Origin of the sequence: Rhizobium laguerreae, from assembly GCF_019778565.1 — a bacterium.
GTDB classification, from domain to species: Bacteria; Pseudomonadota; Alphaproteobacteria; order Rhizobiales; family Rhizobiaceae; genus Rhizobium; species Rhizobium laguerreae.
On sequence record NZ_JAAXQT010000003.1, the window covers coordinates 644,289 to 668,948 of the forward strand.

At 59.7% G+C, this 24,660-nt stretch carries 21 protein-coding genes and 4 tRNA genes; 20 read left to right on the forward strand and 5 right to left on the reverse strand.

Going from position 1 to position 24,660, the window contains the following annotated elements:
• Positions 1-26 precede the first annotated feature (26 nt).
• Entirely contained in the window at positions 27-542 is a 516-nt protein-coding gene (locus HFO71_RS13705) for a hypothetical protein (RefSeq protein ID WP_077976257.1), read from the reverse strand.
• Positions 543-546: 4 nt separating this feature from the next.
• Positions 547-1,320, reverse strand: coding sequence for an NAD kinase (locus HFO71_RS13710; protein WP_025394132.1), 774 nt, complete (start codon positions 1,318-1,320; stop codon positions 547-549).
• A 159-nt stretch (positions 1,321-1,479) separates the two neighbouring features.
• Between HFO71_RS13710 and HFO71_RS13715 the strand changes: the two genes are divergently transcribed.
• Positions 1,480-1,555: transfer RNA gene (locus tag HFO71_RS13715), tRNA-Thr, on the forward strand.
• Between the two features lie 226 nt (positions 1,556-1,781).
• Positions 1,782-2,168, forward strand: coding sequence for a hypothetical protein (locus tag HFO71_RS13720; protein ID WP_170269531.1), 387 nt, complete (start codon positions 1,782-1,784; stop codon positions 2,166-2,168).
• A 96-nt stretch (positions 2,169-2,264) separates the two neighbouring features.
• On the opposite strand, the gene HFO71_RS13725 is transcribed toward HFO71_RS13720, so the two are convergent.
• Together HFO71_RS13725 and rlmB are read right to left on the reverse strand one after the other, a co-directional pair.
• Positions 2,265-2,423: a hypothetical protein gene (locus HFO71_RS13725; protein ID WP_017960031.1), complete on the reverse strand. Its 159-nt coding sequence runs from the start codon at positions 2,421-2,423 to the stop codon at positions 2,265-2,267.
• Positions 2,424-2,709: 286 nt separating this feature from the next.
• Positions 2,710-3,600 carry a 23S rRNA (guanosine(2251)-2'-O)-methyltransferase RlmB gene (gene rlmB, locus HFO71_RS13730; RefSeq protein WP_017960032.1) on the reverse strand — a complete coding sequence of 297 codons (891 nt, stop codon included), beginning with the start codon at positions 3,598-3,600 and terminating at the stop codon, positions 2,710-2,712.
• Positions 3,601-3,800: 200 nt separating this feature from the next.
• Here rlmB and HFO71_RS13735 point away from each other — a divergent pair.
• The 14 genes from HFO71_RS13735 to rpoC all read left to right on the forward strand — a co-directional run bounded on the left by HFO71_RS13735 (position 3,801) and on the right by rpoC (position 19,495).
• Positions 3,801-3,885, forward strand: a tRNA-Tyr gene (locus HFO71_RS13735).
• Between the two features lie 24 nt (positions 3,886-3,909).
• Positions 3,910-3,983, forward strand: a tRNA-Gly gene (locus HFO71_RS13740).
• Between the two features lie 346 nt (positions 3,984-4,329).
• Positions 4,330-5,505 carry an elongation factor Tu gene (gene tuf / locus HFO71_RS13745; protein ID WP_012757012.1) on the forward strand — a complete coding sequence of 392 codons (1,176 nt, stop codon included), beginning with the start codon at positions 4,330-4,332 and terminating at the stop codon, positions 5,503-5,505.
• Positions 5,506-5,707: 202 nt separating this feature from the next.
• A complete protein-coding gene (locus HFO71_RS36195; RefSeq protein ID WP_003547509.1) occupies positions 5,708-5,842 on the forward strand; it encodes a hypothetical protein in 135 nt (44 codons plus the stop codon).
• A 171-nt stretch (positions 5,843-6,013) separates the two neighbouring features.
• Complete coding sequence (locus HFO71_RS13750; RefSeq protein WP_077981291.1) at positions 6,014-6,907, forward strand: NAD-dependent epimerase/dehydratase family protein; 894 nt, start codon at positions 6,014-6,016, stop codon at positions 6,905-6,907.
• 168 nt (positions 6,908-7,075) lie between these two features.
• Positions 7,076-7,151 (forward strand) — tRNA-Trp (locus HFO71_RS13755).
• A 195-nt stretch (positions 7,152-7,346) separates the two neighbouring features.
• Entirely contained in the window at positions 7,347-7,547 is a 201-nt protein-coding gene (gene secE / locus HFO71_RS13760; RefSeq protein ID WP_003547514.1) for a preprotein translocase subunit SecE, read from the forward strand.
• A gap of 17 nt (positions 7,548-7,564) precedes the next feature.
• Positions 7,565-8,095 (forward strand): transcription termination/antitermination protein NusG, encoded by a 531-nt coding sequence (gene nusG / locus HFO71_RS13765; RefSeq protein WP_003547516.1) that lies wholly within the window; start codon positions 7,565-7,567, stop codon positions 8,093-8,095.
• 176 nt (positions 8,096-8,271) lie between these two features.
• Positions 8,272-8,703 (forward strand): 50S ribosomal protein L11, encoded by a 432-nt coding sequence (gene rplK, locus HFO71_RS13770; RefSeq protein WP_003547518.1) that lies wholly within the window; start codon positions 8,272-8,274, stop codon positions 8,701-8,703.
• Between the two features lie 4 nt (positions 8,704-8,707).
• Positions 8,708-9,409, forward strand: a complete 702-nt coding sequence (rplA, locus tag HFO71_RS13775) for a 50S ribosomal protein L1 (protein WP_003547520.1) — start codon at positions 8,708-8,710, stop codon at positions 9,407-9,409.
• A gap of 329 nt (positions 9,410-9,738) precedes the next feature.
• Positions 9,739-10,257 carry a 50S ribosomal protein L10 gene (gene rplJ, locus HFO71_RS13780; RefSeq protein ID WP_003547522.1) on the forward strand — a complete coding sequence of 173 codons (519 nt, stop codon included), beginning with the start codon at positions 9,739-9,741 and terminating at the stop codon, positions 10,255-10,257.
• A 58-nt stretch (positions 10,258-10,315) separates the two neighbouring features.
• Entirely contained in the window at positions 10,316-10,693 is a 378-nt protein-coding gene (gene rplL, locus HFO71_RS13785; RefSeq protein ID WP_003547523.1) for a 50S ribosomal protein L7/L12, read from the forward strand.
• 263 nt (positions 10,694-10,956) lie between these two features.
• Positions 10,957-15,096, forward strand: a complete 4,140-nt coding sequence (rpoB, locus tag HFO71_RS13790; protein WP_012757017.1) for a DNA-directed RNA polymerase subunit beta — start codon at positions 10,957-10,959, stop codon at positions 15,094-15,096.
• A 190-nt stretch (positions 15,097-15,286) separates the two neighbouring features.
• Positions 15,287-19,495, forward strand: a complete 4,209-nt coding sequence (gene rpoC / locus HFO71_RS13795) for a DNA-directed RNA polymerase subunit beta' (RefSeq protein ID WP_026158635.1) — start codon at positions 15,287-15,289, stop codon at positions 19,493-19,495.
• 141 nt (positions 19,496-19,636) lie between these two features.
• On the opposite strand, the gene HFO71_RS13800 is transcribed toward rpoC, so the two are convergent.
• Entirely contained in the window at positions 19,637-19,930 is a 294-nt protein-coding gene (locus HFO71_RS13800; RefSeq protein ID WP_003547528.1) for a hypothetical protein, read from the reverse strand.
• 497 nt (positions 19,931-20,427) lie between these two features.
• Here HFO71_RS13800 and rpsL point away from each other — a divergent pair, with 497 nt between their 5' ends.
• The 4 genes from rpsL to tuf (HFO71_RS13820) all read left to right on the forward strand — a co-directional run.
• Entirely contained in the window at positions 20,428-20,799 is a 372-nt protein-coding gene (gene rpsL, locus HFO71_RS13805) for a 30S ribosomal protein S12 (protein ID WP_003547537.1), read from the forward strand.
• Between the two features lie 75 nt (positions 20,800-20,874).
• A complete protein-coding gene (gene rpsG / locus HFO71_RS13810) occupies positions 20,875-21,345 on the forward strand; it encodes a 30S ribosomal protein S7 (RefSeq protein ID WP_011651422.1) in 471 nt (156 codons plus the stop codon).
• Between the two features lie 29 nt (positions 21,346-21,374).
• The gene (gene fusA / locus HFO71_RS13815) at positions 21,375-23,474 is read left to right on the forward strand and encodes an elongation factor G (RefSeq protein ID WP_018068032.1); all 2,100 of its coding nucleotides are present in this window, start codon (positions 21,375-21,377) and stop codon (positions 23,472-23,474) included.
• A gap of 68 nt (positions 23,475-23,542) precedes the next feature.
• Positions 23,543-24,660: elongation factor Tu (tuf, locus tag HFO71_RS13820; protein WP_168260248.1), on the forward strand; the 1,118-nt coding region annotated here is incomplete at its 3' end.

The following is a 24,660-nucleotide window of genomic DNA, read 5'->3' on the forward strand; positions in this document are numbered from 1 at the left end:
TGCCCCTCTGAACAATTCCCAGCCGTTCAATTCGTCGCCTTCTCGACGGTGATGTCGCCGAATTCGTCGATCAGCACGGTCCAGCCATCTGGCTCCGCGGCAGGGTCGGTCTTCAGATAGACTGTGGCGAAGAGCCCCGGCTGCTTGATGATGCCGTTCGAATTTTCGGGGCGGATATCGGTCACGTAAGGCTTCAGGTCGCTGAACTCCTGCAGCTCGATGGTCGAGGCGATCGCCGGGCCGGTCTCGGTCTGGGCAATCTGCTGCAGATAGACCTTCGAGGTCCTGTCCGGCTGGCGCACGGCAAAGAGCTTGTAGTAGCCGTGGCGCTGCGTCCCTTCTTCTTCGGGGTTAGCAACGCTCTCGGCGCCCGTCGGCGCCCGCTCGACATTAGGTGCGTTGCCGTCGTCCTCCCAATAACCGGTGCTGGTCGCGAAAATCACCGCTGCCGGCAGGAGGGCATCCTGCGCCGGCGCGGCCTCCGCTGTGACGCTCCATCCCGCAAGCAGGAGGCTGGTCATCAATATCCGTCGCATTGCCATCGTCTCAATCCTTGAACTGCTCGGCGAGAATACGGTCGGACCAGGAGCGGTCGGGATCAGAAAGAATGCGCGCCGTCACATGCTCCGACTGGGCGATGCGGATATGCAGCACCGACTTGACCTCGGTATTGTCGGCCACTGCGTTGACCGGCCGCTTCTCAGGCTCGAGAATGTCGATATCGACCGTCACCTTGTTCGGCAGCAGAGCGCCCCTCCAGCGCCGCGGCCTGAAAGCGCTGACCGGCGTCATTGCGAGCAGCGGCGCCTCGAGCGGCAGGATCGGGCCATGGGCGGAAAGATTATAAGCCGTCGATCCGGCAGGTGTCGCCACCATCAGCCCGTCGCAGATCAGTTCCTCCAGCCGGACGCGCCCGTCCACCATGACCCTCAGGTTAGCGGCCTGATAGGACTGGCGAAAAAGATAGACTTCGTTGATGGCGAGCGCCGTCGAGTTGGTGCCGTCGGCGTTGGCCGTCGTCATCTGCAATGGCCGAAAGACGTTTTCGACGGCGACGCAGATTCGCTCTTGAAGCCGGTCGGTCCGATAATCGTTCATCAGGAAGCCGACCGAGCCGCGATTCATGCCGTAAACCAGCTTGCCGGAATTCATGGTGTTGTGCAGCGTCTGCAGCATGAAACCGTCGCCGCCGAGCGCGACGATGACGTCGGCTTCGTCAGCCGGTACGTCGCCATAGATGCCAATCAACTCCTCGCGCGCGGCAAGCGCCTCCGTCGTTGGTGAGGCGAGAAAGGAAAGCGTCTGAAATGAACGGCCCATGCAATGCCCTTTATGATGCTGCCCTAGCTAAAGGATAAAGGCCTTGCGCGACAAGGACGTTTTCTATCGCGAAGCGTTTTGAGCTGCAGCCGAGTTGTCCGCGCAGACACGGATTTTCCCTTTACAGAATTATAGAATCTGCTAGTTGGGGCAACTAACGCCCTTGTAGCTCAGTTGGTAGAGCACCTGATTTGTAATCAGGGGGTCCCGGGTTCGAACCCTGGCGGGGGCACCAGCCTACGCTCTGTGAGCTTCGGCTCGGCGAGTCGAAGAGAGCAGCTAAGCGGAGGCTGTCGCGTCGTAGTTCCGTCAGGAACGAAGGCGGACTGGTTCGAGAATGATCCGGCCACCATCTTTTCCCCACAATACCGTCTGCTACCCCATAGTCTGGGTTCGATGCTGTTTGGCTCAATCGCACCGGCAGACTTTTCAGAAGGTTCATATCGTTTGATGAACCGCGCGTGAAGGGCTGCTTCAGCGCCAATTCAGCCGCGCCCGCCTATCTTCGCCTCATCATCAATGAGGAAACAGCCATGAAGCTCGCACATCTCTTTCTTGCCGCAACCATTTCCGTCGGTGCGGCTTTCGCGTCCGTTGCACCGGCGGCCGCCATGCCGGCCGAGCGGCCGGCGGTGTCGACTGAGGGCGAAATCGTTCAAATTCGTGATGGCTGGCGACGTGATCGCGACCGTGACGATCGTGGTTGGCGCCATGAGCGCGATTGGCGCCGGTCCGACTGGCGCGATGATCGCCGTCATTGGCGGCGGTGGCGTGCCGAGCGTTGGCAGGAGCGCCGCGAGTGGCGCGATCGCGATCGCGGCATGCCGTTCTGGCTCTACCGCAGCTGACGATAACGGCCCGGATCATCCGGGCCGTTACTTTAATGAGTGACGGGCTCGTTGACGCCGCCTCGATCCTGATCTCCGTCCGCGTTCCTGCCAGAATTATTGCACCGGTCCCGGCGTCGCGGGGCCGGGCACTATCGGTGACAGGGGATCGGGCTGGTGGACGGGGTGCGACGTGTCCACCCAGATGATGCTGAGGATAATCACGACGAAGACCGCGATGAAGAGGATACCGAAAATCAGCGGTCGAATGGCCATGATAGGGATCGTTCCTTCTTGCTTCTGAGTGGGTCGCTGTGACCAATCATTGGCCGATCATAGTGCTCCGGGGTGTCATTCCAAGGCAAAAGTGGATTTTTCTGGCATCGGAGCCGGACTGCGGCAGCGGCGGACGAGCGAAAGCGGCCTGCCGCCTTCCAGAGCCGCGAGCGTGGGAATAAAACGGATCATGACAATTCCCCTATTGCCGCGACGACAGCGTCACGCGCCTTTTCAGACGCGCAAAGGACGTTGTAGCACTTTGAATGACTGCCTGCGGGCCAGCCTATGCCTTTAGGTGGATCCGCGCCGCATAAAGCGCGATTGCCGCTGCATTCGAGACGTTGAGCGATTTGATCGAGCCCGGCATGTCGAGACGGGCAAGTGCGTTGACGGTTTCCCGCGTCTTCTGCCGAAGTCCCTTGCCCTCGGAGCCGAGCACGAGCGCCACTTTCTCGCCCGAGAAGGTGCCTTCGAGTGGCGCCGGCCCTTCCGAATCGAGGCCGATGGTGGAGAAACCGAGCTTGTGCAATTCACCGAGCGCATCGGCGAGATTGGTGACCTGTATATAAGGTATCAGTTCCAGCGCGCCGGAGGCGGACTTGGCGAGCACGCCCGATTCGGTCGGGCTATGTCTCTGGGTGGTGATGACCGCTCCCGCATTGAAGGCGACGGCCGAGCGCATGATCGCGCCGACATTGTGCGGATCGGTCACCTGATCGAGGACGAGCAGGAGAGGGCTTTCCTTCAGCGCTTCGAGCCGGCGCACCGGAAGCGGCCGTGTTTCCAGCATCACGCCCTGATGGATCGCCTCCGGGCCGAGCACCTTGTCGATCTCCTGCGGCGAGACGATCTCGAAGGGAATGCCGAGCGCCTCGACGTCGACTTCGAGGCGCGCCAGTGCATTCTGCGTCACGAACAGCTTGATCTTCTTGCGCTCGGGATTGTCGAGCGCTGCACGCACCGTATGCAGACCATAGAGATGCACTTGGTCGGGCGCCAGCGTTGGCGGCTTCCAGTCCTCGCCGCCGCGCTTGCGCTTCTGCGGCTGAGGTGTCGGAATCTCGCCGCGTTCGCGCTTGGCGTCACGGTGGGCGCGCCGCAGAGTGGCGTAATGCGTATCCTTGGCGGATGGGTCTGTCGCGGTCTTGCCGCCGGATTTGTTGTCTTTGCTCATGCAGCTTTATAGCCATGGCGCTCGCTGCCGCATAGGCTTTCTTTCATATGCCGGCTTTCGGTGGCGAATGAAATTTTTCGTGTTTTTTCCGTTGTCATCGTGTTGACAGACTGAAATGCTCCGGTCATATACGCGGCGCAGACGACGGGCGGCAACGCTTCGAAGTCTGACGAACTTGGTCTTGCGATCCGGACGAAACTGGAGAGATGCCCGAGTGGTTAAAGGGGACGGACTGTAAATCCGTTGGCTCAGCCTACGTTGGTTCAAATCCAACTCTCTCCACCATTCGTCATCGGATCGGACCACCCCGCGGGTATAGCTCAATGGTAGAGCAGCAGCCTTCCAAGCTGAATACGCGGGTTCGATTCCCGCTACCCGCTCCAGTTTCCGTTACGCTACTTCATATGACCGCTGCAGCGGTCGTCCCTAGATGTCTCCGGCGCCGCCTGAGAAGCTGATGATTGCGGTTATCGGCTGGCAGGGAAGGGCGCTCGACGCCGAACGTCTATGGTGCGTCTCCGGCGGTCAATGCGATTTTCTCTAAGATTTCAGCGATTTTCGAGGGGGCTTTGGCGAATCGCCTTGCAGGCGGCGAATTGTCTCCCATATGCGCTGTCAGGCCAAGTTTGGCGTCTGCAATTAAGTCTTGCGCAATGTCGCCGAAAGCCTTAAACGGCGGCACTAAACCGGTTCGCCGGGGCCACCATTTCGTTCACAGGAAGCATTCAAATGGGAAAGAGTAAGTTTGAGCGCAACAAGCCGCACGTCAACATTGGCACGATTGGCCACGTTGACCACGGCAAGACGTCTCTGACGGCAGCGATCACGAAGTACTTCGGTGAGTACAAGGCGTACGATCAGATCGACGCGGCTCCGGAAGAAAAGGCGCGTGGCATCACGATTTCGACGGCCCACGTTGAATACGAGACGCCGGCCCGCCACTACGCCCACGTCGACTGCCCCGGCCACGCCGACTACGTCAAGAACATGATCACCGGTGCTGCGCAGATGGACGGCGCGATCCTGGTGTGCTCGGCCGCTGACGGCCCGATGCCGCAGACGCGCGAACACATCCTGCTCGCCCGCCAGGTTGGCGTTCCGGCAATCGTGGTGTTCCTGAACAAGGTTGACCAGGTTGACGACGCCGAGCTTCTCGAACTGGTCGAGCTCGAAGTGCGCGAACTGCTGTCGTCCTACGACTTCCCGGGCGACGATATCCCGATCGTCAAGGGTTCGGCGCTTGCTGCTCTCGAAGATTCGGACAAGAAGATCGGCGAAGATTCGATCCGCGAACTGATGGCCGCTGTCGACGCCTACATCCCGACGCCTGAGCGTCCGATCAACCTGCCGTTCTTGCTGCCGATCGAAGACGTGTTCTCGATCTCTGGCCGCGGCACGGTTGTGACCGGCCGCGTCGAGCGTGGCATCGTCAAGGTTGGCGAAGAAGTCGAGATCGTCGGCATCCGCCCGACGACGAAGACGACGGTGACCGGCGTTGAAATGTTCCGCAAGCTGCTCGATCAGGGCCAGGCTGGCGACAACATCGGCGCGCTGATCCGCGGCGTTACCCGTGATGGCGTCGAGCGTGGCCAGATCCTGTGCAAGCCGGGTTCGGTCAAGCCGCACAAGAAGTTCATGGCTGAAGCCTACATCCTGACGAAGGAAGAGGGTGGCCGTCATACGCCGTTCTTCACCAACTACCGTCCGCAGTTCTACTTCCGCACGACCGACGTGACGGGCATTGTGACGCTGCCGGAAGGTACGGAGATGGTGATGCCGGGCGACAACGTCACGGTATCGGTCGAGCTGATCGTTCCGATCGCGATGGAAGAAAAGCTGCGCTTCGCGATCCGCGAAGGCGGCCGCACCGTCGGCGCCGGTATCGTCGCGTCGATCGTCGAGTAACTTTCGAGTTATCCGCAATTATGAAGACCCCGCTGGAAACAGCGGGGTTTTTCATTTTCATGGCTTCGGGTAGGTTTAACAGGTGTTGTAAAAATATCGTTAAATTGCCCTGTCACAGTATTTTGTTCATCTCACGTTCAGAAACCGGTTTGTGATTGGACCATTGTAGTCCAGACTCCTTCTTGCAAAGAGGAGAGCCCGGATGATTCCAAAGGCCACATTCGCTGCTACGATATTCGCGATGTATGTTTTCACGATGTTTTTCATCGCTGCAATTCCGCAAGAAGTTGTTCAGTCTGCCGTCGTGCAGATTGGCGAGGTAAGTGTCGTCAAGTGACGACCTTTGCCGAGCATCGCAGGGTTCTGCGGTGATCGGAAGTAATCGGCCAGGTGCTCCCGGATAGGATGCTCCTGGCGACGCGGGGGTGAACCCTTGCGGGACGCTCGCTTGCTCTTCGCGCGGAAGCGTCTATCTATGCCTCCGATTTCATGACGCGGAGGATATTCCATGAAGAGACGTATTCTGTTCACCGGCGGTTCGGGCAAGGCAGGTCGCCATGCTGTGCCATGGCTCGTCAATGCCGGCTACGAGGTTCACAACCTCGATCTCGTGCCGCTGGATAGCCCCGGCGTCACCAATCTCATCGCCGACATCACCGATAGCGGTCAGGTGTTCAACGCGCTCTCGATGCATCGCGATTTTCCCGATCTCGATGCGGGCAGGGGCGTTCAGCCCTTCGACGCCGTCGTGCATTTCGCCGCCATCCCGCGCATCCTGATCAAGCCCGACAACGAAACCTTCCGCATCAACACGATGGGCACCTATAATGTCATCGAGGCGGCGGTGAAGCTCGGCATCCGGAAGATCATCGTCGCATCGAGCGAGACGACCTACGGCGTCTGCTTCGCCGAAGGCCATCGCGATTTCCACCAGTTCCCGCTGGAGGAGGATTACGACGTTAATCCGATGGATTCCTACGGCCTTTCCAAGGTGGTCAACGAAAAGACGGCGCGCGCCTTTGCCGAACGTTCGGGCTTCGACATCTATGCGCTGCGCATCGGCAATGTCATCGAGCCTGACGAATACGAGAAGTTCCCGACCTTTTTCGCCAATCCCGAGATGCGCAAGCGAATCGCCTGGAGCTATATCGACGCCCGCGACCTCGGGCAGATCTGCCATCTCTGCATCGAGAAGGACGGCCTCGGCTACCAGGTCTTCAACGCCGCCAACGACACGGTCTCGGCGAATACGCCATCGAAAGAGCTTGCCAAGCGATTCTTTCCGAACGTGCCTTTCACCCGCGAGATCGGCGAATATGAGGGACTGCTCTCCAACCGCAAGATCCGCGGGGTGCTGGGTTTTAAGGAAGAGCACGATTGGCGGAAATATGTGAAGGTCTGAACGGACCTTGGTTCCGCGATTGAAAGGCCGATCGTTCGCATATCAGGAGATTGGTTTTGAAAATCGAAAATCGTGCTTGCCAATCCCGTGTCGTCGTCTTAAAGGGAGCGCCATGCTTTTCAGCAGCGATTTGCGGGCCTTGGCCCTGGCGCTGAATGATCGGTATGAAGGGGTATAGCTCAGTTGGTAGAGCGGCGGTCTCCAAAACCGCAGGTCGTAGGTTCGAGCCCTACTGCCCCTGCCATTTTCCTGGATGCGGGACAGCGCGGACATGCTCGCGGCATTTCCGGTCGGGGATTGATTGGTGGTAAGTAATTTCGTTAAACTTCGGTTTCCCCCTTGTGTATTCGGAAATCGGTGTTTATTTAGGGTTCAACAGACACGCGGTGCGTGGGGCTGATAGTTTCAGCTTTACGCGCCGTAATTGCGTGGGCAGTCGATGGCATCCAAATCCAATCCGTTTGCGTTTCTGCAGCAGGTTCGCTCCGAGACGTCGAAAGTTACATGGCCGTCGCGCCGCGAGACCATGATCTCGACGGTCATGGTGCTGGTGATGGTGGTTTTCGCCGCGCTGTTTTTCTTTGCCGCTGACCAGCTGATCGGCTGGGCTCTGAGCTTCGTGCTGAATACCGGCAACTGATACGGGTGGAGATGAAAATGGCGGCACGTTGGTACATCGTCCACGCATATTCAAATTTTGAAAAGAAGGTGGCTGAAGACATCGAGAACAAGGCTCGCCAGAAGGGGCTTGAGCACCTGTTCGAGAAGATCCTCGTGCCGACTGAAAAGGTGGTGGAAGTGCGTCGCGGCCGCAAGGTCGATTCCGAGCGCAAGTTTTTCCCGGGCTACGTCATGGTTCGTGCCAATCTGACCGACGAAGCCTACCACTTGATCAAGAATACGCCGAAGGTCACAGGTTTCCTCGGCTCCGACAATAAGCCCGTTCCGATTCCGGATTATGAAGCCGAGCGCATTCTCGGTCAGGTCCAGGAAGGTGTCGAGCGGCCGAAGGCCTCCATTACCTTCGAGATCGGCGAGCAGGTCCGCGTTTCCGACGGTCCGTTCGCGTCGTTCAACGGCACAGTTCAGGATGTGGACGAAGAGCGTTCGCGCCTGAAGGTGGAAGTGTCGATCTTTGGCCGCGCAACGCCGGTCGAGCTGGAATACGCTCAGGTCGAGAAGGTCTGATTGCAGAAACTGGAAGCTGGCCCTTGCGGCCTGTTTCCTGCGGACCTTGTCCGCACCCGCGTGGAAGGTGAGGGGTCTTAGCCGGACCCTAAGGATCCGCACCACGCAACCGCAGCCGCCGGAGAGATCCGGCATCACGGGCCGGGCGACCGGCCGTTCATGAAAGGCAGAGAGATATGGCTAAGAAAGTTGCAGGCCAGCTCAAGCTTCAGGTCAAGGCAGGATCGGCAAACCCGTCCCCGCCGATTGGTCCGGCGCTTGGTCAGCGTGGCATTAACATCATGGAATTCTGCAAGGCGTTCAATGCCGCCACGCAGGAAATGGAAAAGGGCATGCCGATTCCGGTCGTCATCACCTATTACCAGGACAAGTCCTTCACCTTCGCGATGAAGCAGCCGCCGGTCAGCTACTGGCTGAAGAAGGAAGCGAAGATCACGTCCGGTTCCAAGACGCCCGGCAAGGGCGCCAAGGCCGGCTCCCTCACCAAGGCTCAGATCAAGTCGATCGCAGAAGCCAAGATGAAGGATCTGAACGCAGCGGATATCGAAGGTGCAATGGCGATGATCGAGGGCTCTGCCCGCGCCATGGGCCTGGAAGTGGTGGGTTAAGATCATGGCTGGTAAGCGCACGCAGAAGATCAACGAAGGTGTTGATCCCACCAAGCTCTACGCTCTGACCCTGGCCATCGGCATGGTCAAGGAACGGGCTGTCGCCAAATTCGACGAAACCATCGAAGTCTCGATGAACCTCGGCGTCGACCCGCGTCATGCGGACCAGATGGTTCGTGGCGTCGTCAACCTGCCGAACGGCACGGGCCGCACGGTTCGCGTCGCCGTCTTCGCTCGTGGCGCCAAGGCTGACGAAGCCAAGGCCGCTGGTGCCGATATCGTCGGCGCCGAAGACCTCGTCGAAATCGTCCAGGGCGGCAAGATCGAATTCGATCGCTGCATCGCCACCCCCGACATGATGCCGCTCGTCGGCCGTCTCGGTAAGGTTCTCGGCCCGCGCGGCATGATGCCGAACCCGAAGGTCGGCACCGTCACCATGGATGTCGCCGGAGCCGTCAAGGCTTCCAAGGGCGGCGCTGTCGAGTTCCGCGTCGAGAAGGCTGGCATCGTTCATGCCGGTATCGGCAAGGCCTCGTTCGACGCCAAGGCTCTGGAAGAAAACATCCGCGCCTTTGCTGACGCCGTCATCAAGGCGAAGCCGGCTGGCGCCAAGGGCAACTACGTCAAGCGCGTGGCGATTTCCTCGACCATGGGCCCGGGCGTCAAGATCGAGCCCGGCTCGGTCACCGGTGCTCCGGCTGCGTAAGTTTATGGCCGGGCTTTAAGTCCGGCGACTGAATTTCCGGCCTCGCAAGGGGCCGGAATATTCCGGAGAAATCCGGAATCCTGTCCGAGATTGCAGGTGGTTTTCCCTTAATCACTGTGCCTGCATGAGACGGGTAAGACCCGAATTGCAAGAAGTTCGCTTCTAGGAACTCGGTTCGAGCCTTGGATGCCTTGTGCCTCTTTAGCCTTGATTGGCGCGAGAGCGCGGGGGGACAGGATCCTCAAGCGTCGCTTGGGATCTCGCATGATCCCAGGAGGCAAAAGGCAACCGGCGGGCCCATTTTCGGTCCTGCCAACTGGAGATAGGCAGTGGAAAGAGCGGAAAAACGCGAATTCGTCACGGAACTGAACGAAGTCTTCAAGGCTTCGGGCTCAGTTGTCGTGGCCCACTATGCTGGTGCCACAGTCGCGCAGATGAACGATTTTCGTTCGAAGATGCGCGCAGCTGGCGGCACCGTCAAAGTCGCGAAGAACCGCCTGGCCAAGATTGCCCTTCAGGGTACGGAAGCGGAAGGGATGTCCAATCTCTTCAAGGGTCAGACGCTGATTGCATACAGCACCGATCCGATTACCGCTCCGAAGGTCGTCATGGATTTCGCCAAGACCAATGACAAGATCATTGTTCTGGGCGGCGCCATGGGAACAACCACGCTCAACGCCGATGCAGTCAAGTCGCTTGCGACCCTGCCTTCGCTCGATGAGCTGCGTGCGAAGCTGCTGGGCATGATCCAGACACCGGCTACCCGCATCGCTGGGGTTGTTGCAGCACCGGCAAGCCAGCTTGCACGCGTGTTTGCGGCCTACGCCAAGAAGGACGAAGCCGCGTAAGGCGGTTTTTCGCTGTTTATAATCAACCGGTTCGAACCGAACAAAAGGAACTAGTAAAATGGCTGATCTCGCAAAGATCGTTGACGACCTCTCCTCGCTGACCGTTCTGGAAGCTGCAGAACTGTCGAAGCTTCTCGAAGAAAAGTGGGGCGTTTCCGCTGCTGCTCCGGTAGCTGTTGCTGCCGCTGCCGGCGGTGCTGCTGCTGCTGTCGTTGAAGAAGAAAAGACCGAATTCGACGTCATCCTCGTCGAAGCTGGTGCCAACAAGATCAACGTCATCAAGGAAGTCCGCGCCATCACTGGTCTCGGCCTCAAGGAAGCCAAGGATCTCGTTGAAGCCGCTCCGAAGGCTGTCAAGGAAGGCGTCAACAAGGCTGAAGCCGCTGACATCAAGAAGAAGCTTGAAGACGCTGGCGCCAAGGCCGACGTCAAGTAATCTTGAACTGCTTTTGGGAGGCAGTATCTCTACTGCCTCCCATTTGCCGTTTTTCTGAACGAATTACCCAAAAGCCGCGTCGAAACGGCTTTTGGGTAATGGGTTCTTCAAAAGGATGGTCTCGCACCGAGGGCAGCACAGCAATCCGAGCTGAGCGTTTTCTGGGGTCGGACGAGATTGAACTACTCATTGATTGACGGGATCGACTGGCCATCGGTTCCCGTCCGTTGCAGGCCCGGGTGCAAGATTTTGAAGGAGCGACGATGGCTCAGACCCTTTCGTTCAACGGTCGCAGGCGCGTACGCAAGTTTTTTGGTAAGATCCCCGAAGTCGCAGAAATGCCGAACCTCATCGAGGTTCAGAAGGCGTCCTACGACCAGTTTCTGATGGTTGAAGAGCCGAAGGGCGGCCGACCCGACGAGGGTCTTCAGGCCGTTTTCAAATCGGTTTTCCCGATCACCGATTTCTCCGGCGCATCCATGCTGGAATTCGTGTCCTACGAGTTCGAACCGCCGAAGTTCGACGTTGACGAATGCCGTCAGCGCGACCTGACCTATGCAGCGCCACTGAAGGTGACGCTGCGCCTCATCGTGTTCGATATCGACGAGGATACCGGCGCGAAGTCAATCAAGGACATCAAGGAACAGTCCGTTTACATGGGCGACATGCCGCTCATGACCAACAACGGCACGTTCATCGTCAACGGCACCGAGCGCGTCATCGTCTCCCAGATGCATCGTTCGCCAGGCGTCTTCTTCGACCACGACAAGGGCAAGAGCCACTCTTCCGGCAAGCTGCTCTTTGCTGCGCGCGTCATCCCCTATCGCGGTTCCTGGCTCGATATCGAATTCGACGCCAAGGACATCGTCTACGCCCGTATCGACCGCCGTCGCAAGATCCCCGTGACGTCGCTGCTGATGGCGCTCGGCATGGACGGCGAGGAAATTCTCGACACCTTCTACACGAAGTCGCTCTACAAGCGCGACGGCGAAGGCTGGCGCATTCCGTTCAAGCCGGAAACGCTGAAGGGTGCCAAGGCGATCACCGAGATGGTCGACGCCGATACCGGCGAAGTCGTCGTGGAAGCCGGCAAGAAGCTGACCCCGCGCCTGCTGCGCACGCTGTCCGACAAGGGTTTGAAGGCCCTTAAGGCCGCTGACGACGATCTTTATGGCAACTACCTTGCCGGCGACATCGTCAACTACTCGACGGGTGAGATCTACCTCGAGGCCGGCGACGAAATCGACGAGAAGACGCTTGGCATCATCCTGGCGAACGGCTTCGACGAGATCCCGGTTCTCGGCATCGACCACATCAATGTCGGCGCCTATATCCGCAACACGCTGACAGCCGACAAGAACGAGAACCGTCAGGACGCTCTATTCGACATCTACCGCGTCATGCGTCCGGGTGAGCCGCCGACCATGGAATCGGCCGAAGCCATGTTCAACTCGCTGTTCTTCGATGCGGAGCGTTACGACCTTTCCGCCGTCGGCCGCGTCAAGATGAACATGCGCCTCGACCTGACCGTCGAAGACACCGTCCGCATCCTGCGCAAGGACGACATTCTGGCCGTGGTCAGGATGCTGGTCGAACTGCGCGACGGCAAGGGCGAGATCGACGACATCGACAACCTCGGCAACCGCCGCGTCCGTTCGGTCGGCGAGCTGATGGAAAACCAGTACCGTCTCGGCCTGCTGCGCATGGAGCGCGCGATCAAGGAACGCATGTCCTCGATCGAGATCGACACGGTGATGCCGCAGGATCTGATCAATGCCAAGCCGGCAGCTGCTGCCGTGCGCGAATTCTTCGGTTCCTCGCAGCTCTCGCAGTTCATGGACCAGGTCAACCCGCTCTCGGAAATCACCCACAAGCGCCGTCTTTCGGCTCTTGGCCCGGGCGGTCTGACCCGTGAGCGCGCCGGCTTCGAAGTCCGCGACGTGCATCCGACTCACTATGGCCGCATCTGCCCGATCGAAACGCCGGAAGGCCCGAACATCGGTCTGATCAACTCGCTTGCGACCTTTGCACGCGTCAACAAGTACGGCTTCATCGAAAGCCCGTACCGCCGCATCGTCGACGGCAAGGTGACGAGCGACGTGCTCTACCTCTCCGCCATGGAAGAGGCGAAGTACTACGTCGCCCAGGCCAATGCCGAGATGAACGCTGACGGTTCCTTCGTCGACGAATTCGTCGTCTGCCGTCACGCCGGCGAAGTCATGCTCGCCCCGCGCGACAGCATGAACCTGATGGACGTCTCGCCGAAGCAGGTCGTTTCGGTCGCAGCCGCGCTCATCCCGTTCCTGGAAAACGACGACGCCAACCGCGCGCTCATGGGCTCGAACATGCAGCGTCAGGCAGTGCCGTTGCTGCGTGCCGAAGCTCCGTTCGTCGGGACCGGCATGGAGCCGGTCGTTGCCCGTGACTCTGGCGCCGCCATTGGCGCCCGCCGCGGCGGCGTGGTCGACCAGGTCGACGCGACGCGTATCGTTATCCGCGCCACGGAAGACCTCGAAGCCGGAAAGTCCGGCGTCGATATCTACCGCCTGCAGAAGTTCCAGCGTTCGAACCAGAACACCTGCGTCAACCAGCGCCCGCTGGTCACTGTCGGTGACGAGGTCAACCGCGGCGACATCCTCGCCGACGGCCCGTCGACGGATCTCGGCGACCTGGCGCTCGGCCGCAACGCGCTGGTCGCGTTCATGCCCTGGAACGGCTACAACTACGAAGACTCGATCCTGCTCTCCGAGCGTATCGTTGCCGACGACGTGTTCACCTCCATCCACATCGAGGAATTCGAAGTGATGGCGCGCGACACCAAGCTTGGTCCTGAGGAAATCACCCGCGATATTCCGAATGTTTCGGAAGAAGCGCTGAAGAACCTCGACGAAGCCGGCATCGTCTATATCGGCGCCGAAGTTCAGCCGGGCGATATCCTCGTCGGCAAGATCACCCCGAAGGGCGAAAGCCCGATGACGCCGGAAGAAAAGCTTCTGCGCGCCATCTTCGGCGAAAAGGCCTCCGACGTGCGCGACACCTCCATGCGCATGCCGCCCGGCACCTACGGCACCATCGTCGAAGTTCGCGTCTTCAACCGCCACGGCGTTGAAAAGGACGAGCGCGCAATGGCGATCGAGCGCGAAGAAATCGAGCGTCTGGCAAAGGACCGTGACGACGAGCAGGCGATCCTCGACCGTAACGTCTACGGCCGTCTGATCGAGATGCTGCGCGGCCAGGCCTCTATTGCCGGCCCGAAGGGCTTCAAGAAGGGAGCCGAGCTTTCGAACGCCGTCGTCTCCGAATATCCCCGCTCGCAGTGGTGGATGTTCGCGGTCGAAGACGAAAAGGTCCAGAGCGAGCTCGAAGCGCTGCGTGGTCAGTACGACGAATCCAAGTCGCGCCTTGAACAGCGCTTCATGGACAAGGTCGAAAAGGTCCAGCGCGGCGATGAAATGCCCCCTGGCGTCATGAAGATGGTCAAGGTCTTCGTCGCGGTAAAGCGCAAGATCCAGCCGGGCGACAAGATGGCCGGCCGTCACGGGAACAAGGGCGTGGTCTCGCGCATTGTGCCAGTGGAAGACATGCCGTTCCTCGAAGACGGCACGCATGTCGACGTCGTTCTGAACCCGCTCGGCGTGCCTTCGCGCATGAATGTCGGCCAGATCCTGGAAACCCATCTGGGTTGGGCTTGCGCCGGCATGGGTCGCCAGATCGGTGAATTGATCGACGCATACAAGGCCAATGGCAACATTGAGCCGCTGCGCAAGACCATCGGCGATGTCGTCGGAGACGGCCCCAAGGCCGAACAGGTCCACGAGTTCGACGATGACTCGGTTCTGCGTCTCGCCGACCAGTGGAAACGCGGCGTTTCGATTGCGACGCCTGTTTTCGACGGCGCGAACGAAGCCGACGTCAACGACATGCTGCGTCTGGCAGGGCTCAAGGATAGCGGTCAGTCGACGCTCTATGACGGCCGTACCGGTGAGCAGTTCGACCGCCAAGTGACCGTGGGCTACATCTACATGCTGAAGCTCAACCATCTGGTCGACGACAAGATCCATGCTCGTTCGATCGGTCCTTACTCGCTCGTGACCCAGCAGCCGCTGGGCGGCAAGGCGCAGTTCGGCGGCCAGCGCTTCGGCGAAATGGAAGTCTGGGCGCTCGAAGCATACGGCGCGGCCTACACGCTGCAGGAAATGCTGACGGTGAAGTCGGACGACGTCGCCGGCCGCACCAAGGTCTACGAAGCCATCGTCCGAGGAGACGACACGTTCGAAGCCGGTATTCCGGAAAGCTTCAACGTTCTTGTCAAGGAAATGCGCTCACTGGGCCTCAGCGTCGAGCTCGAGAACACCAAGCTTGACGAGGCGCAGGCAGCTCAGCTGCCCGACGCGGCCGAGTAAGCACTTGATAGGGCGTGCGCTGCCAATGCGGCGCACGCCGGTCCCACCGCGCGCCGTATCCGTGTCGGCCCGGAAGGGAAGTTTCGCCGCATCCAGCGGTTATTCTCGTTTAAGCGAGGGAGGCGGCTCCCGGGAATTTGCCGCCGACCATCGCATTTTGAGGGCGCTTTAGCCCATGAAGGAGACAGGCATGAACCAAGAGGTCATGAATCTTTTCAATCCGCAGGTGCCTGCACAGAATTTCGATTCCATTCGGATTTCGATCGCGTCTCCGGAGAAGATCCTCTCCTGGTCTTACGGTGAGATCAAGAAGCCGGAAACCATCAACTACCGTACGTTCAAGCCGGAACGCGACGGTCTGTTCTGCGCGCGCATCTTCGGGCCGATCAAGGACTATGAATGCCTGTGCGGCAAGTACAAGCGTATGAAGTACAAGGGCATCATCTGCGAAAAGTGCGGCGTCGAAGTCACGCTGTCGCGCGTTCGCCGTGAGCGCATGGGCCATATCGAGCTCGCCGCTCCCGTTGCCCACATCTGGTTCCTGAAGTCGCTGCCATCACGCATTTCGACGCTGCTCGACATGACGCTGAAGGATGTCGAGCGCGTCCTGTACTTCGAAAACTACATCGTCACCGAGCCGGGCCTGACCGCCCTGAAGGAGCACCAGCTTCTCTCGGAAGAAGAGTACATGCTCGCTGTCGACGAATACGGCGAAGACCAGTTCACCGCAATGATCGGCGCAGAGGCGATCTACGAGATGCTGGCCTCGATGAACCTCGAAAAGATCGCCGGCGACCTGCGCGCCGAGCTTGCCGACACCACGTCGGATCTCAAGCAGAAGAAGCTGATGAAGCGCCTGAAGATCGTCGAGAACTTCATGGAGTCGGGCAACCGTCCGGAATGGATGATCATGAAGGTCGTTCCGGTCATTCCGCCGGATCTGCGTCCGCTGGTTCCGCTCGACGGCGGCCGTTTCGCGACGTCGGATCTGAACGATCTCTACCGCCGCGTCATCAACCGTAACAACCGTCTGAAGCGCCTGATCGAGCTTCGTGCGCCTGGCATCATCATCCGCAACGAAAAGCGCATGCTGCAGGAATCCGTTGACGCGCTGTTCGACAACGGCCGTCGCGGCCGCGTCATCACCGGTGCCAACAAGCGTCCGCTGAAGTCGCTCTCCGACATGCTGAAGGGGAAGCAGGGCCGCTTCCGCCAGAACCTGCTCGGCAAGCGCGTCGACTATTCCGGCCGTTCGGTCATCGTCACCGGTCCGGAACTGAAGCTGCACCAGTGCGGCCTGCCGAAGAAGATGGCGCTCGAGCTCTTCAAGCCGTTCATCTATGCCCGCCTCGACGCCAAGGGTTACTCCTCGACCGTCAAGCAGGCCAAGAAGCTGGTCGAAAAGGAAAAGCCGGAAGTCTGGGATATCCTCGACGAGGTCATCCGCGAGCATCCGGTTCTCTTGAACCGCGCACCGACGTTGCACCGCCTGGGCATCCAGGCCTTCGAACCTATCCTGGTCGAAGGCAAGGCGATCCAGCTGCATCCGCTCGTCTGCACGGCCTTCAACGCCGACTTCGACGGCGACCAGATGGCCGTTCACGTGCCGCTGTCGCTCGAAGCCCAGCTCGAAGCCCGCGTGCTGATGATGTCGACCAACAACATCCTGCATCCGGCCAACGGCGCGCCGATCATCGTTCCCTCGCAGGACATGGTTCTCGGCCTCTACTATCTGTCGATCCTCAACCAGAACGAGCCGGGCGAAGGCATGGCCTTCTCCGATCTCGGCGAGCTGCATCACGCCCTCGAAAGCAAGGTCGTGACGCTGCACACCAAGATCCGCGGCCGCTTCAAGTCGGTCGACGAGGATGGCAAGCCTTACTCGAAGATCTATGAGACGACGCCTGGCCGTCTGCTTATCGGCGAACTGCTGCCGAAGAACGGCAAGGTGCCCTTTGATATCTGCAACCAGGAAATGACCAAGAAGAACATCTCGAAGATGATCGACACGGTCTATCGCCATTGCGGCCAGAAGGACACGGTCATTTTCTGCGACCGCATCATGCAGCTCGGCTTCGCCCACGCCTGCCGCGCCGGCATTTCATTCGGCAAGGACGACATGGTCATTCCGGATGCCAAGGCCAAGATCGTTGCCGACACTGAAAACCTGGTGAAGGAATACGAGCAGCAGTACAATGACGGCCTCATCACCCAGGGCGAAAAGTACAACAAGGTTGTCGACGCCTGGGGCAAGGCGACCGAAAAGGTCGCCGAAGAGATGATGGCACGCATCAAGGCGGTCGAATTCGACGAGAAGACCGGTCGCCAGAAGCCGATGAACTCGATCTACATGATGAGCCACTCCGGTGCCCGCGGTTCTCCGAACCAGATGCGCCAGCTGGGCGGCATGCGTGGCCTCATGGCCAAGCCGTCGGGCGAAATCATCGAGACCCCGATCATCTCGAACTTCAAGGAAGGCCTGACCGTCAACGAGTACTTCAACTCGACGCACGGCGCCCGCAAGGGTCTGGCAGACACCGCCCTGAAGACCGCCAACTCCGGCTACCTGACCCGCCGTCTCGTCGACGTCGCGCAGGATTGCATCGTCACGCATGTCGATTGCGGAACGCAGACGGGCCTCACCATGACCGCCATCGTCGATGCCGGCCAGGTGGTTGCCTCGATCGGCGCCCGTATCCTCGGCCGCACGGCGCTCGACGACATCGATCATCCGGTCACGGGTGAGCGCATCGTCGATGCCGGCAGGATGATCCTCGAGCCCGACGTCGTCGAAATCGAGAAGGCCGGCATCCAGTCGATCCGCATCCGCTCGGCACTGACCTGCGAAATCCAGACGGGCGTCTGCTCGGTCTGCTACGGCCGCGACCTCGCGCGCGGTACGCCGGTCAATATGGGCGAAGCCGTCGGCGTCATCGCTGCTCAGTCGATCGGCGAGCCGGGCACCCAGCTCACCATGCGTACCTTCCACCTTGGCGGTACGGCAACCGTGGTCGACCAGTCGTTCCTCGAAGCTTCGTACGAAGGTACGGTGCAGATCAAGAACCGCAACATCCTGCGCAACTCCGATGGCAACCTCGTTGCCATGGGCCGCAACATGACCGTCCAGATCCTGGACGAACGTGGTGTCGAGCGGTCGTCGCAGCGCGTGGCCTACGGTTCAAAGCTGCATGTCGACGAAGGCGACAAGGTCAAGCGCGGCCAGCGCCTGGCAGAGTGGGACCCCTACACCCGTCCGATGATGACGGAAGTGGCCGGCACCGTTCAGTTTGAAGATCTGGTCGACGGTCTCTCCGTTCTGGAAGCGACCGACGAATCGACCGGGATCACCAAGCGTCAGGTCATCGACTGGCGTTCGACCCCGCGCGGCTCGGACCTCAAGCCGGCGATCGTCATCAAGGATGCCAGCGGCAATATCGCGAAGCTGTCTCGTGGTGGTGACGCCCGCTTCTTCCTCTCGGTCGACGCGATCCTGTCGGTCGAGCCGGGCACGAAGGTCTCCCAGGGTGACGTTCTCGCCCGTTCGCCGCTCGAAAGCGCCAAGACCAAGGACATCACAGGCGGTCTGCCGCGTGTTGCCGAGCTGTTCGAAGCCCGCCGTCCGAAGGACCATGCCATCATCGCAGAGATCGATGGTACGATCCGTCTCGGCCGTGACTACAAGAACAAGCGTCGCGTCATCATCGAGCCGGCGGAAGACGGTGTCGAGCCTGTCGAATACCTGATCCCGAAGGGCAAGCCCTTCCACCTTCAGGAAGGCGACTATATCGAAAAGGGTGACTACATCCTCGACGGTAACCCGGCTCCGCACGACATCCTGGCGATCAAGGGCGTGGAGGCTCTGGCCTCCTACCTCGTCAACGAGATCCAGGAAGTCTACCGCCTGCAGGGCGTCGTCATCAACGACAAGCACATCGAGGTGATTGTCCGTCAGATGCTGCAGAAGGTTGAGATCACCGATGCAGGCGACTCGACCTATATCGTCGGCGACAATGTCGACCGGATCGAGCTCGAAGACGTCAACGATCACCTGATCGAGCAGGGCAAGAAGCCAGCCTATGGCGATCCGGTTCTTCTCGGCATCACCAAGGCATCGCTGCAGACCCCGTCCTTCATCTCGGCCGCGTCCTTCCAGGAAACGACCAAGGTGCTGACGGAAGCTGCAATCGCCGGCAAGACCGACGGCCTGCAGGGTCTGAAGGAAAACGTCATCGTCGGCCGCCTTATCCCGGCCGGTACCGGCGGCACCATGACCCAGATCCGCCGCATCGCCACGTCGCGCGACGAGATGATCCTCGAAGAGCGCCGCAAGGGCACGGGTGCTGCCGTCGCCACGCCGATGCTGCAGGACATGGCCGAAAAGGCTCCGGCTGCGGAATAATCCGCGGCTGAAGTCGATGAATTGAAAAACCGCCCGGAGCGATCCGGGCGGTTTTTCATATTTAGGTTGCTCTGATTGGACGGGCGGGGAGGGAGGCTGCTTCCGCTTATGCTGCCTTGACAGCGTGAGCGGCGGCTCCCTTCAGTTGAACCGGATGATCGCGACTTCGCCTTCGACGGCGCCCTGGTAGGCAGATGCGTGTGGCTCTTCGGCCGGGACCTCGGTCAGCATGCCGATCTGGTCGAGATCGGCCTCGATGAAGCCTTCCTCGGCAAGGGCGTTCAAGGCCTCGCGTACGGCAGTGTCGTCGTCAGGCGCCTTCAGCATGATGTGCAGGTCGATGCCTTCGCTGGCGTCGGACTCGTAGCCCTTGCCGATGATGATGAAGATCATCGGGCCGTCGAAATTATTGTCGTTATCAGGTGTCGTGATCATCGCCTGTCCTTCGGCTCTTTGACGATTCGGTCGCTCGAATCCTGCTGTGAGGGCCGAACGCCGCAATTGCTGATTCCTTAACTGTTTTTGCTGCAATGCCCAAGTTTTTATCTTGGGGCACTGCTGTGAATTCGTCTAGAAGGATGAAACAGGGCGTTCGGCCGGCATATCAAGGCGATACGGCGAGTTTATTTCTTAACCGGCCTTGACGAGACGGGTGGAAACCAGTAGTACCCCGGCCATCAGATCCCATGTGAGGCTTGGCTGTTCGGGGCGACTCGCCCTGAAGTTCACCTCAAACAAGGTTCTAAACGCACGTTGAAGTCATGATGCTGCACGCACGACGCATATTCTATGCGTCCTCTGCTCCTTGTGGTCCATCTGCGGAAGCGGATCGGGCCATATTTTGCGCATTGACGGAAAGCATGCGTCACTGCCGGAGACGGCGCGAGTTCAAGCCCGCAAGGGTACTGAGATAAAACGTAAGGGATGGTTGAATGCCTACCGTAAACCAGCTGATCCGCAAGCCTCGCCAGGCGAACGTAAAGCGTAACAAGGTTCCCGCACTCCAGGAGAACCCGCAGAAGCGCGGCGTTTGCACGCGCGTCTACACGACGACGCCGAAGAAGCCGAACTCGGCTCTGCGTAAGGTCGCAAAGATCCGCCTGACCAACGGCTTCGAAGTCATTGGTTACATCCCCGGCGAAGGTCACAACCTTCAGGAACACTCCGTCGTCATGATCCGTGGCGGCCGCGTCAAGGACCTTCCGGGTGTCCGTTATCACATCATCCGCGGCGTTCTCGATACCCAGGGTGTCAAGAACCGCAAGCAGCGCCGCTCCAAGTACGGCGCGAAGCGTCCGAAGTAATTCGGTTTTGAATAATCCGGCGCTGCGCGAGGTCCTCCGCGTCATGAAGCGCCTTAACGGTTGAAGAGACAAAATATGTCCAGACGTCATAAAGCAGAAAAGCGCGAGATCAATCCGGACCCGAAGTTCGGCGATCTCGTCGTCACCAAGTTCATGAATGCCATCATGCTCGACGGCAAGAAGTCCGTTGCTGAGAACATCGTCTACGGTGCGTTCGACGTTGTCCAGGGCAAAGCCAAGCAGGAGCCGCTCACGGTTTTCCATTCTGCGCTTGAGAACATTGCCCCGCACGTTGAAGTTCGCTCGCGTCGTGTCGGTGGCGCGACCTATCAGGTCCCCGTCGATGTTCGTCCGGAGCGCCGTCAGGCTCTTGCTATTCGCTGGCTGATCGCTGCTGCCCGCAAGCGCAATGAAACGACTATGGTTGACCGCCTTTCCGGCGAATTGCTCGATGCGTCCAACAACCGCGGCTCCGCCGTCAAGAAGCGCGAAGACACGCACAAGATGGCTGACGCCAACCGCGCGTTCTCGCACTATCGCTGGTAATTCCGAACGGTATCGAAAGGCAGTCCACAATGGCTCGCGAATATAAGATCGAAGACTACCGCAATTTCGGTATCATGGCGCATATCGATGCCGGCAAGACCACGACCACCGAGCGTATTCTTTATTACACCGGCAAGTCGCACAAGATCGGCGAAGTCCACGACGGCGCAGCCACCATGGACTGGATGGAGCAGGAGCAGGAGCGTGGCATCACGATCACCTCTGCTGCCACCACGACCTACTGGAAGGGCCGTGACGGCAAAATGCGCCGCTTCAACATCATCGACACTCCCGGCCACGTCGACTTCACCATTGAAGTCGAGCGTTCGCTGCGCGTTCTCGACGGCGCCATCGCGCTGCTCGACGCCAACGCCGGTGTTGAGCCGCAGACGGAAACCGTCTGGCGTCAGGCCGAGAAGTACAATGTCCCGCGGATGATCTTCTGCAACAAGATGGACAAGACCGGTGCGGACTTCTACCGCTCCGTCGAGATGATCAAGACCCGTCTCGGTGCAACGGCTGTCGTCATGCAGCTGCCGATCGGTGCGGAGACCGAATTCAAGGGCGTCATCGACCTGGTCGAGATGAACGCACTCATCTGGCGCGACGAGTCGCTCGGTGCCCAGTGGGATGTCGTCGAGATCCCCGAGGACATGAAGGCCAAGGCTGAAGAATATCGCGAAAAGCTGATCGAGACGGTCGTCGACATCGACGAAGCCGCCACCGAAGCTTACCTCGAAGGTATTCTGCCCGACAACGATCAGATCCGTGCGCTGGTTCGCCGCGGCACAATCGACGTCAAGTTCCACCCGATGTTCTGCGGCACCGCCTTCAAGAACAAGGGCGTGCAGCCGCTGCTCGACGCCGTCGTCGACTACCTGCCGTCACCGATGGACATCCCGGCGATCAAGGGCATCGATTTCAAGACGGAAGCCGAAATCGAGCGTCATGCCGATGACAGCGAGCCGCTTTCCATGCTCGCATTCAAGATCATGAACGACCCCTTCGTCGGTTCGCTGACCTTCGCCCGCATCTACTCGGGCAAGCTTGAAAAGGGTGCGTCGGTCATCAACACGGTTAAGGACAAGCGCGAGCGCGTCGGCCGTATGCTGCAGATGCACTCCAACTCGCGTGAAGACATCGAAGAAGCCTTCGCAGGCGACATCGTCGCTCTCGCCGGCCTCAAGGAAACTACGACGGGCGACACGCTCTGCGATCCGCTGAAGCCGGTTATCCTCGAGCGCATGGAGTTTCCGGAGCCGGTCATTCAGATCGCCATCGAGCCGAAGACCAAGGGCGACCAGGAAAAGATGGGCCTCGCGCTCAACCGCCTGGCTGCTGAAGATCCGTCCTTCCGCGTCAAGACCGACCAGGAATCCGGCCAGACCATCATCGCCGGCATGGGCGAACTGCATCTCGACATCATCGTCGACCGCATGCGTCGTGAGTTCAAGGTAGAAGCAACCGTCGGCGCGCCGCAGGTTGCCTACCGCGAAACCATCACCCGGACGCATGAAGAAGACTACACGCACAAGAAGCAGTCCGGCGGTACCGGCCAATTCGCGCGCGTCAAGATCGTCTTCGAACCGAACCCGGAAGGCGACGAATTCAAGTTCGAATCGAAGATCGTCGGTGGTTCCGTTCCGAAGGAATACATCCCCGGCGTCCAGAAGGGCATCGAAAGCGTTCTGTCTTCGGGCCCGCTGGCTGGCTTCCCGATGCTCGGCGTCAAGGCAACCCTCATCGACGGCGCCTTCCACGACGTCGACTCCTCGGTTCTCGCCTTCGAAATCGCATCGCGTGCCTGCTTCCGTGAAGCAGCCAAGAAGGCCGGCGCTCAGCTGCTCGAGCCGATGATGAAGGTCGAAGTCGTCACCCCGGAAGATTACGTCGGCGACGTTATCGGCGACCTGAACTCCCGTCGCGGTCAGATCCAGGGCCAGGAAAGCCGTGGTATCGCCGTCGTCATCAACGCGAACGTCCCGCTCGCGAACATGTTCAAGTACGTCGACAACCTGCGCTCCATGTCCCAGGGCCGCGCCCAGTACACGATGACCTTCGATCACTATTCGCCGGTCCCGTCGAACGTCGCAACTGAAATCCAGGCAAAGTATTCCGGTCAGAAGTAACCGGAATACCAATTGACCGATAACAAGAATTAGATCCCTTCGGGGACTAGCAAAACGGAGACCCGAAAATGGGAAAGAGTAAGTTTGAGCGCAACAAGCCGCACGTCAACATTGGCACGATTGGCCACGTTGACCACGGCAAGACGTCTCTGACGGCAGCGATCACGAAGTACTTCGGTGAGTACAAGGCGTACGATCAGATCGACGCGGCTCCGGAAGAAAAGGCGCGTGGCATCACGATTTCGACGGCCCACGTTGAATACGAGACGCCGGCCCGCCACTACGCCCACGTCGACTGCCCCGGCCACGCCGACTACGTCAAGAACATGATCACCGGTGCTGCGCAGATGGACGGCGCGATCCTGGTGTGCTCGGCCGCTGACGGCCCGATGCCGCAGACGCGCGAACACATCCTGCTCGCCCGCCAGGTTGGCGTTCCGGCAATCGTGGTGTTCCTGAACAAGGTTGACCAGGTTGACGACGCCGAGCTTCTCGAACTGGTCGAGCTCGAAGTGCGCGAACTGCTGTCGTCCTACGACTTCCCGGGCGACGATATCCCGATCGTCAAGGGTTCGGCGCTTGCTGCTCTCGAAGATTCGGACAAGAAGATCGGCGAAGATTCGATCCGCGAACTGATGGCCGCTGTCGACGCCTACATCCCGACGCCTGAGCGTCCGATCAACCTGCCGTTCTTGCTGCCGATCGAAGACGTGTTCTCGATCTCTGGCCGCGGCACGGTTGTGACCGGCCGCGTCGAGCGTGGCATCGTCAAGGTTGGCGAAGAAGTCGAGATCGTCGGCATCCGCCCGACGACGAAGACGACGGTGACCGGCGTTGAAATGTTCCGCAAGCTGCTCGATCAGGGCCAAGCTGGCGACAACATCGGCGCGCTGATCCGCGGCGTTACCCGTGATGGCGTCGAGCGTGGCCAGATCCTGTGCAAGCCGGGTTCGGTCAAGCCGCACAAGAAGTTCATGGCTGAAGCCTACATCCTGACGAAGGAAGAGGGTGGCCGTCATACGCCGTTCTTCACCAACTACCGTCCGCAGTTCTACTTCCGCACGACCGACGTGACGGGCATTGTGACGCTGCCGGAAGGTACGGAGATGGTGATGCCGGGCGACAACGTCACGGTATCGGTCGAGCTGATCGTTCCGATCGCGATGGAAGAAAAGCTGCGCTTCGC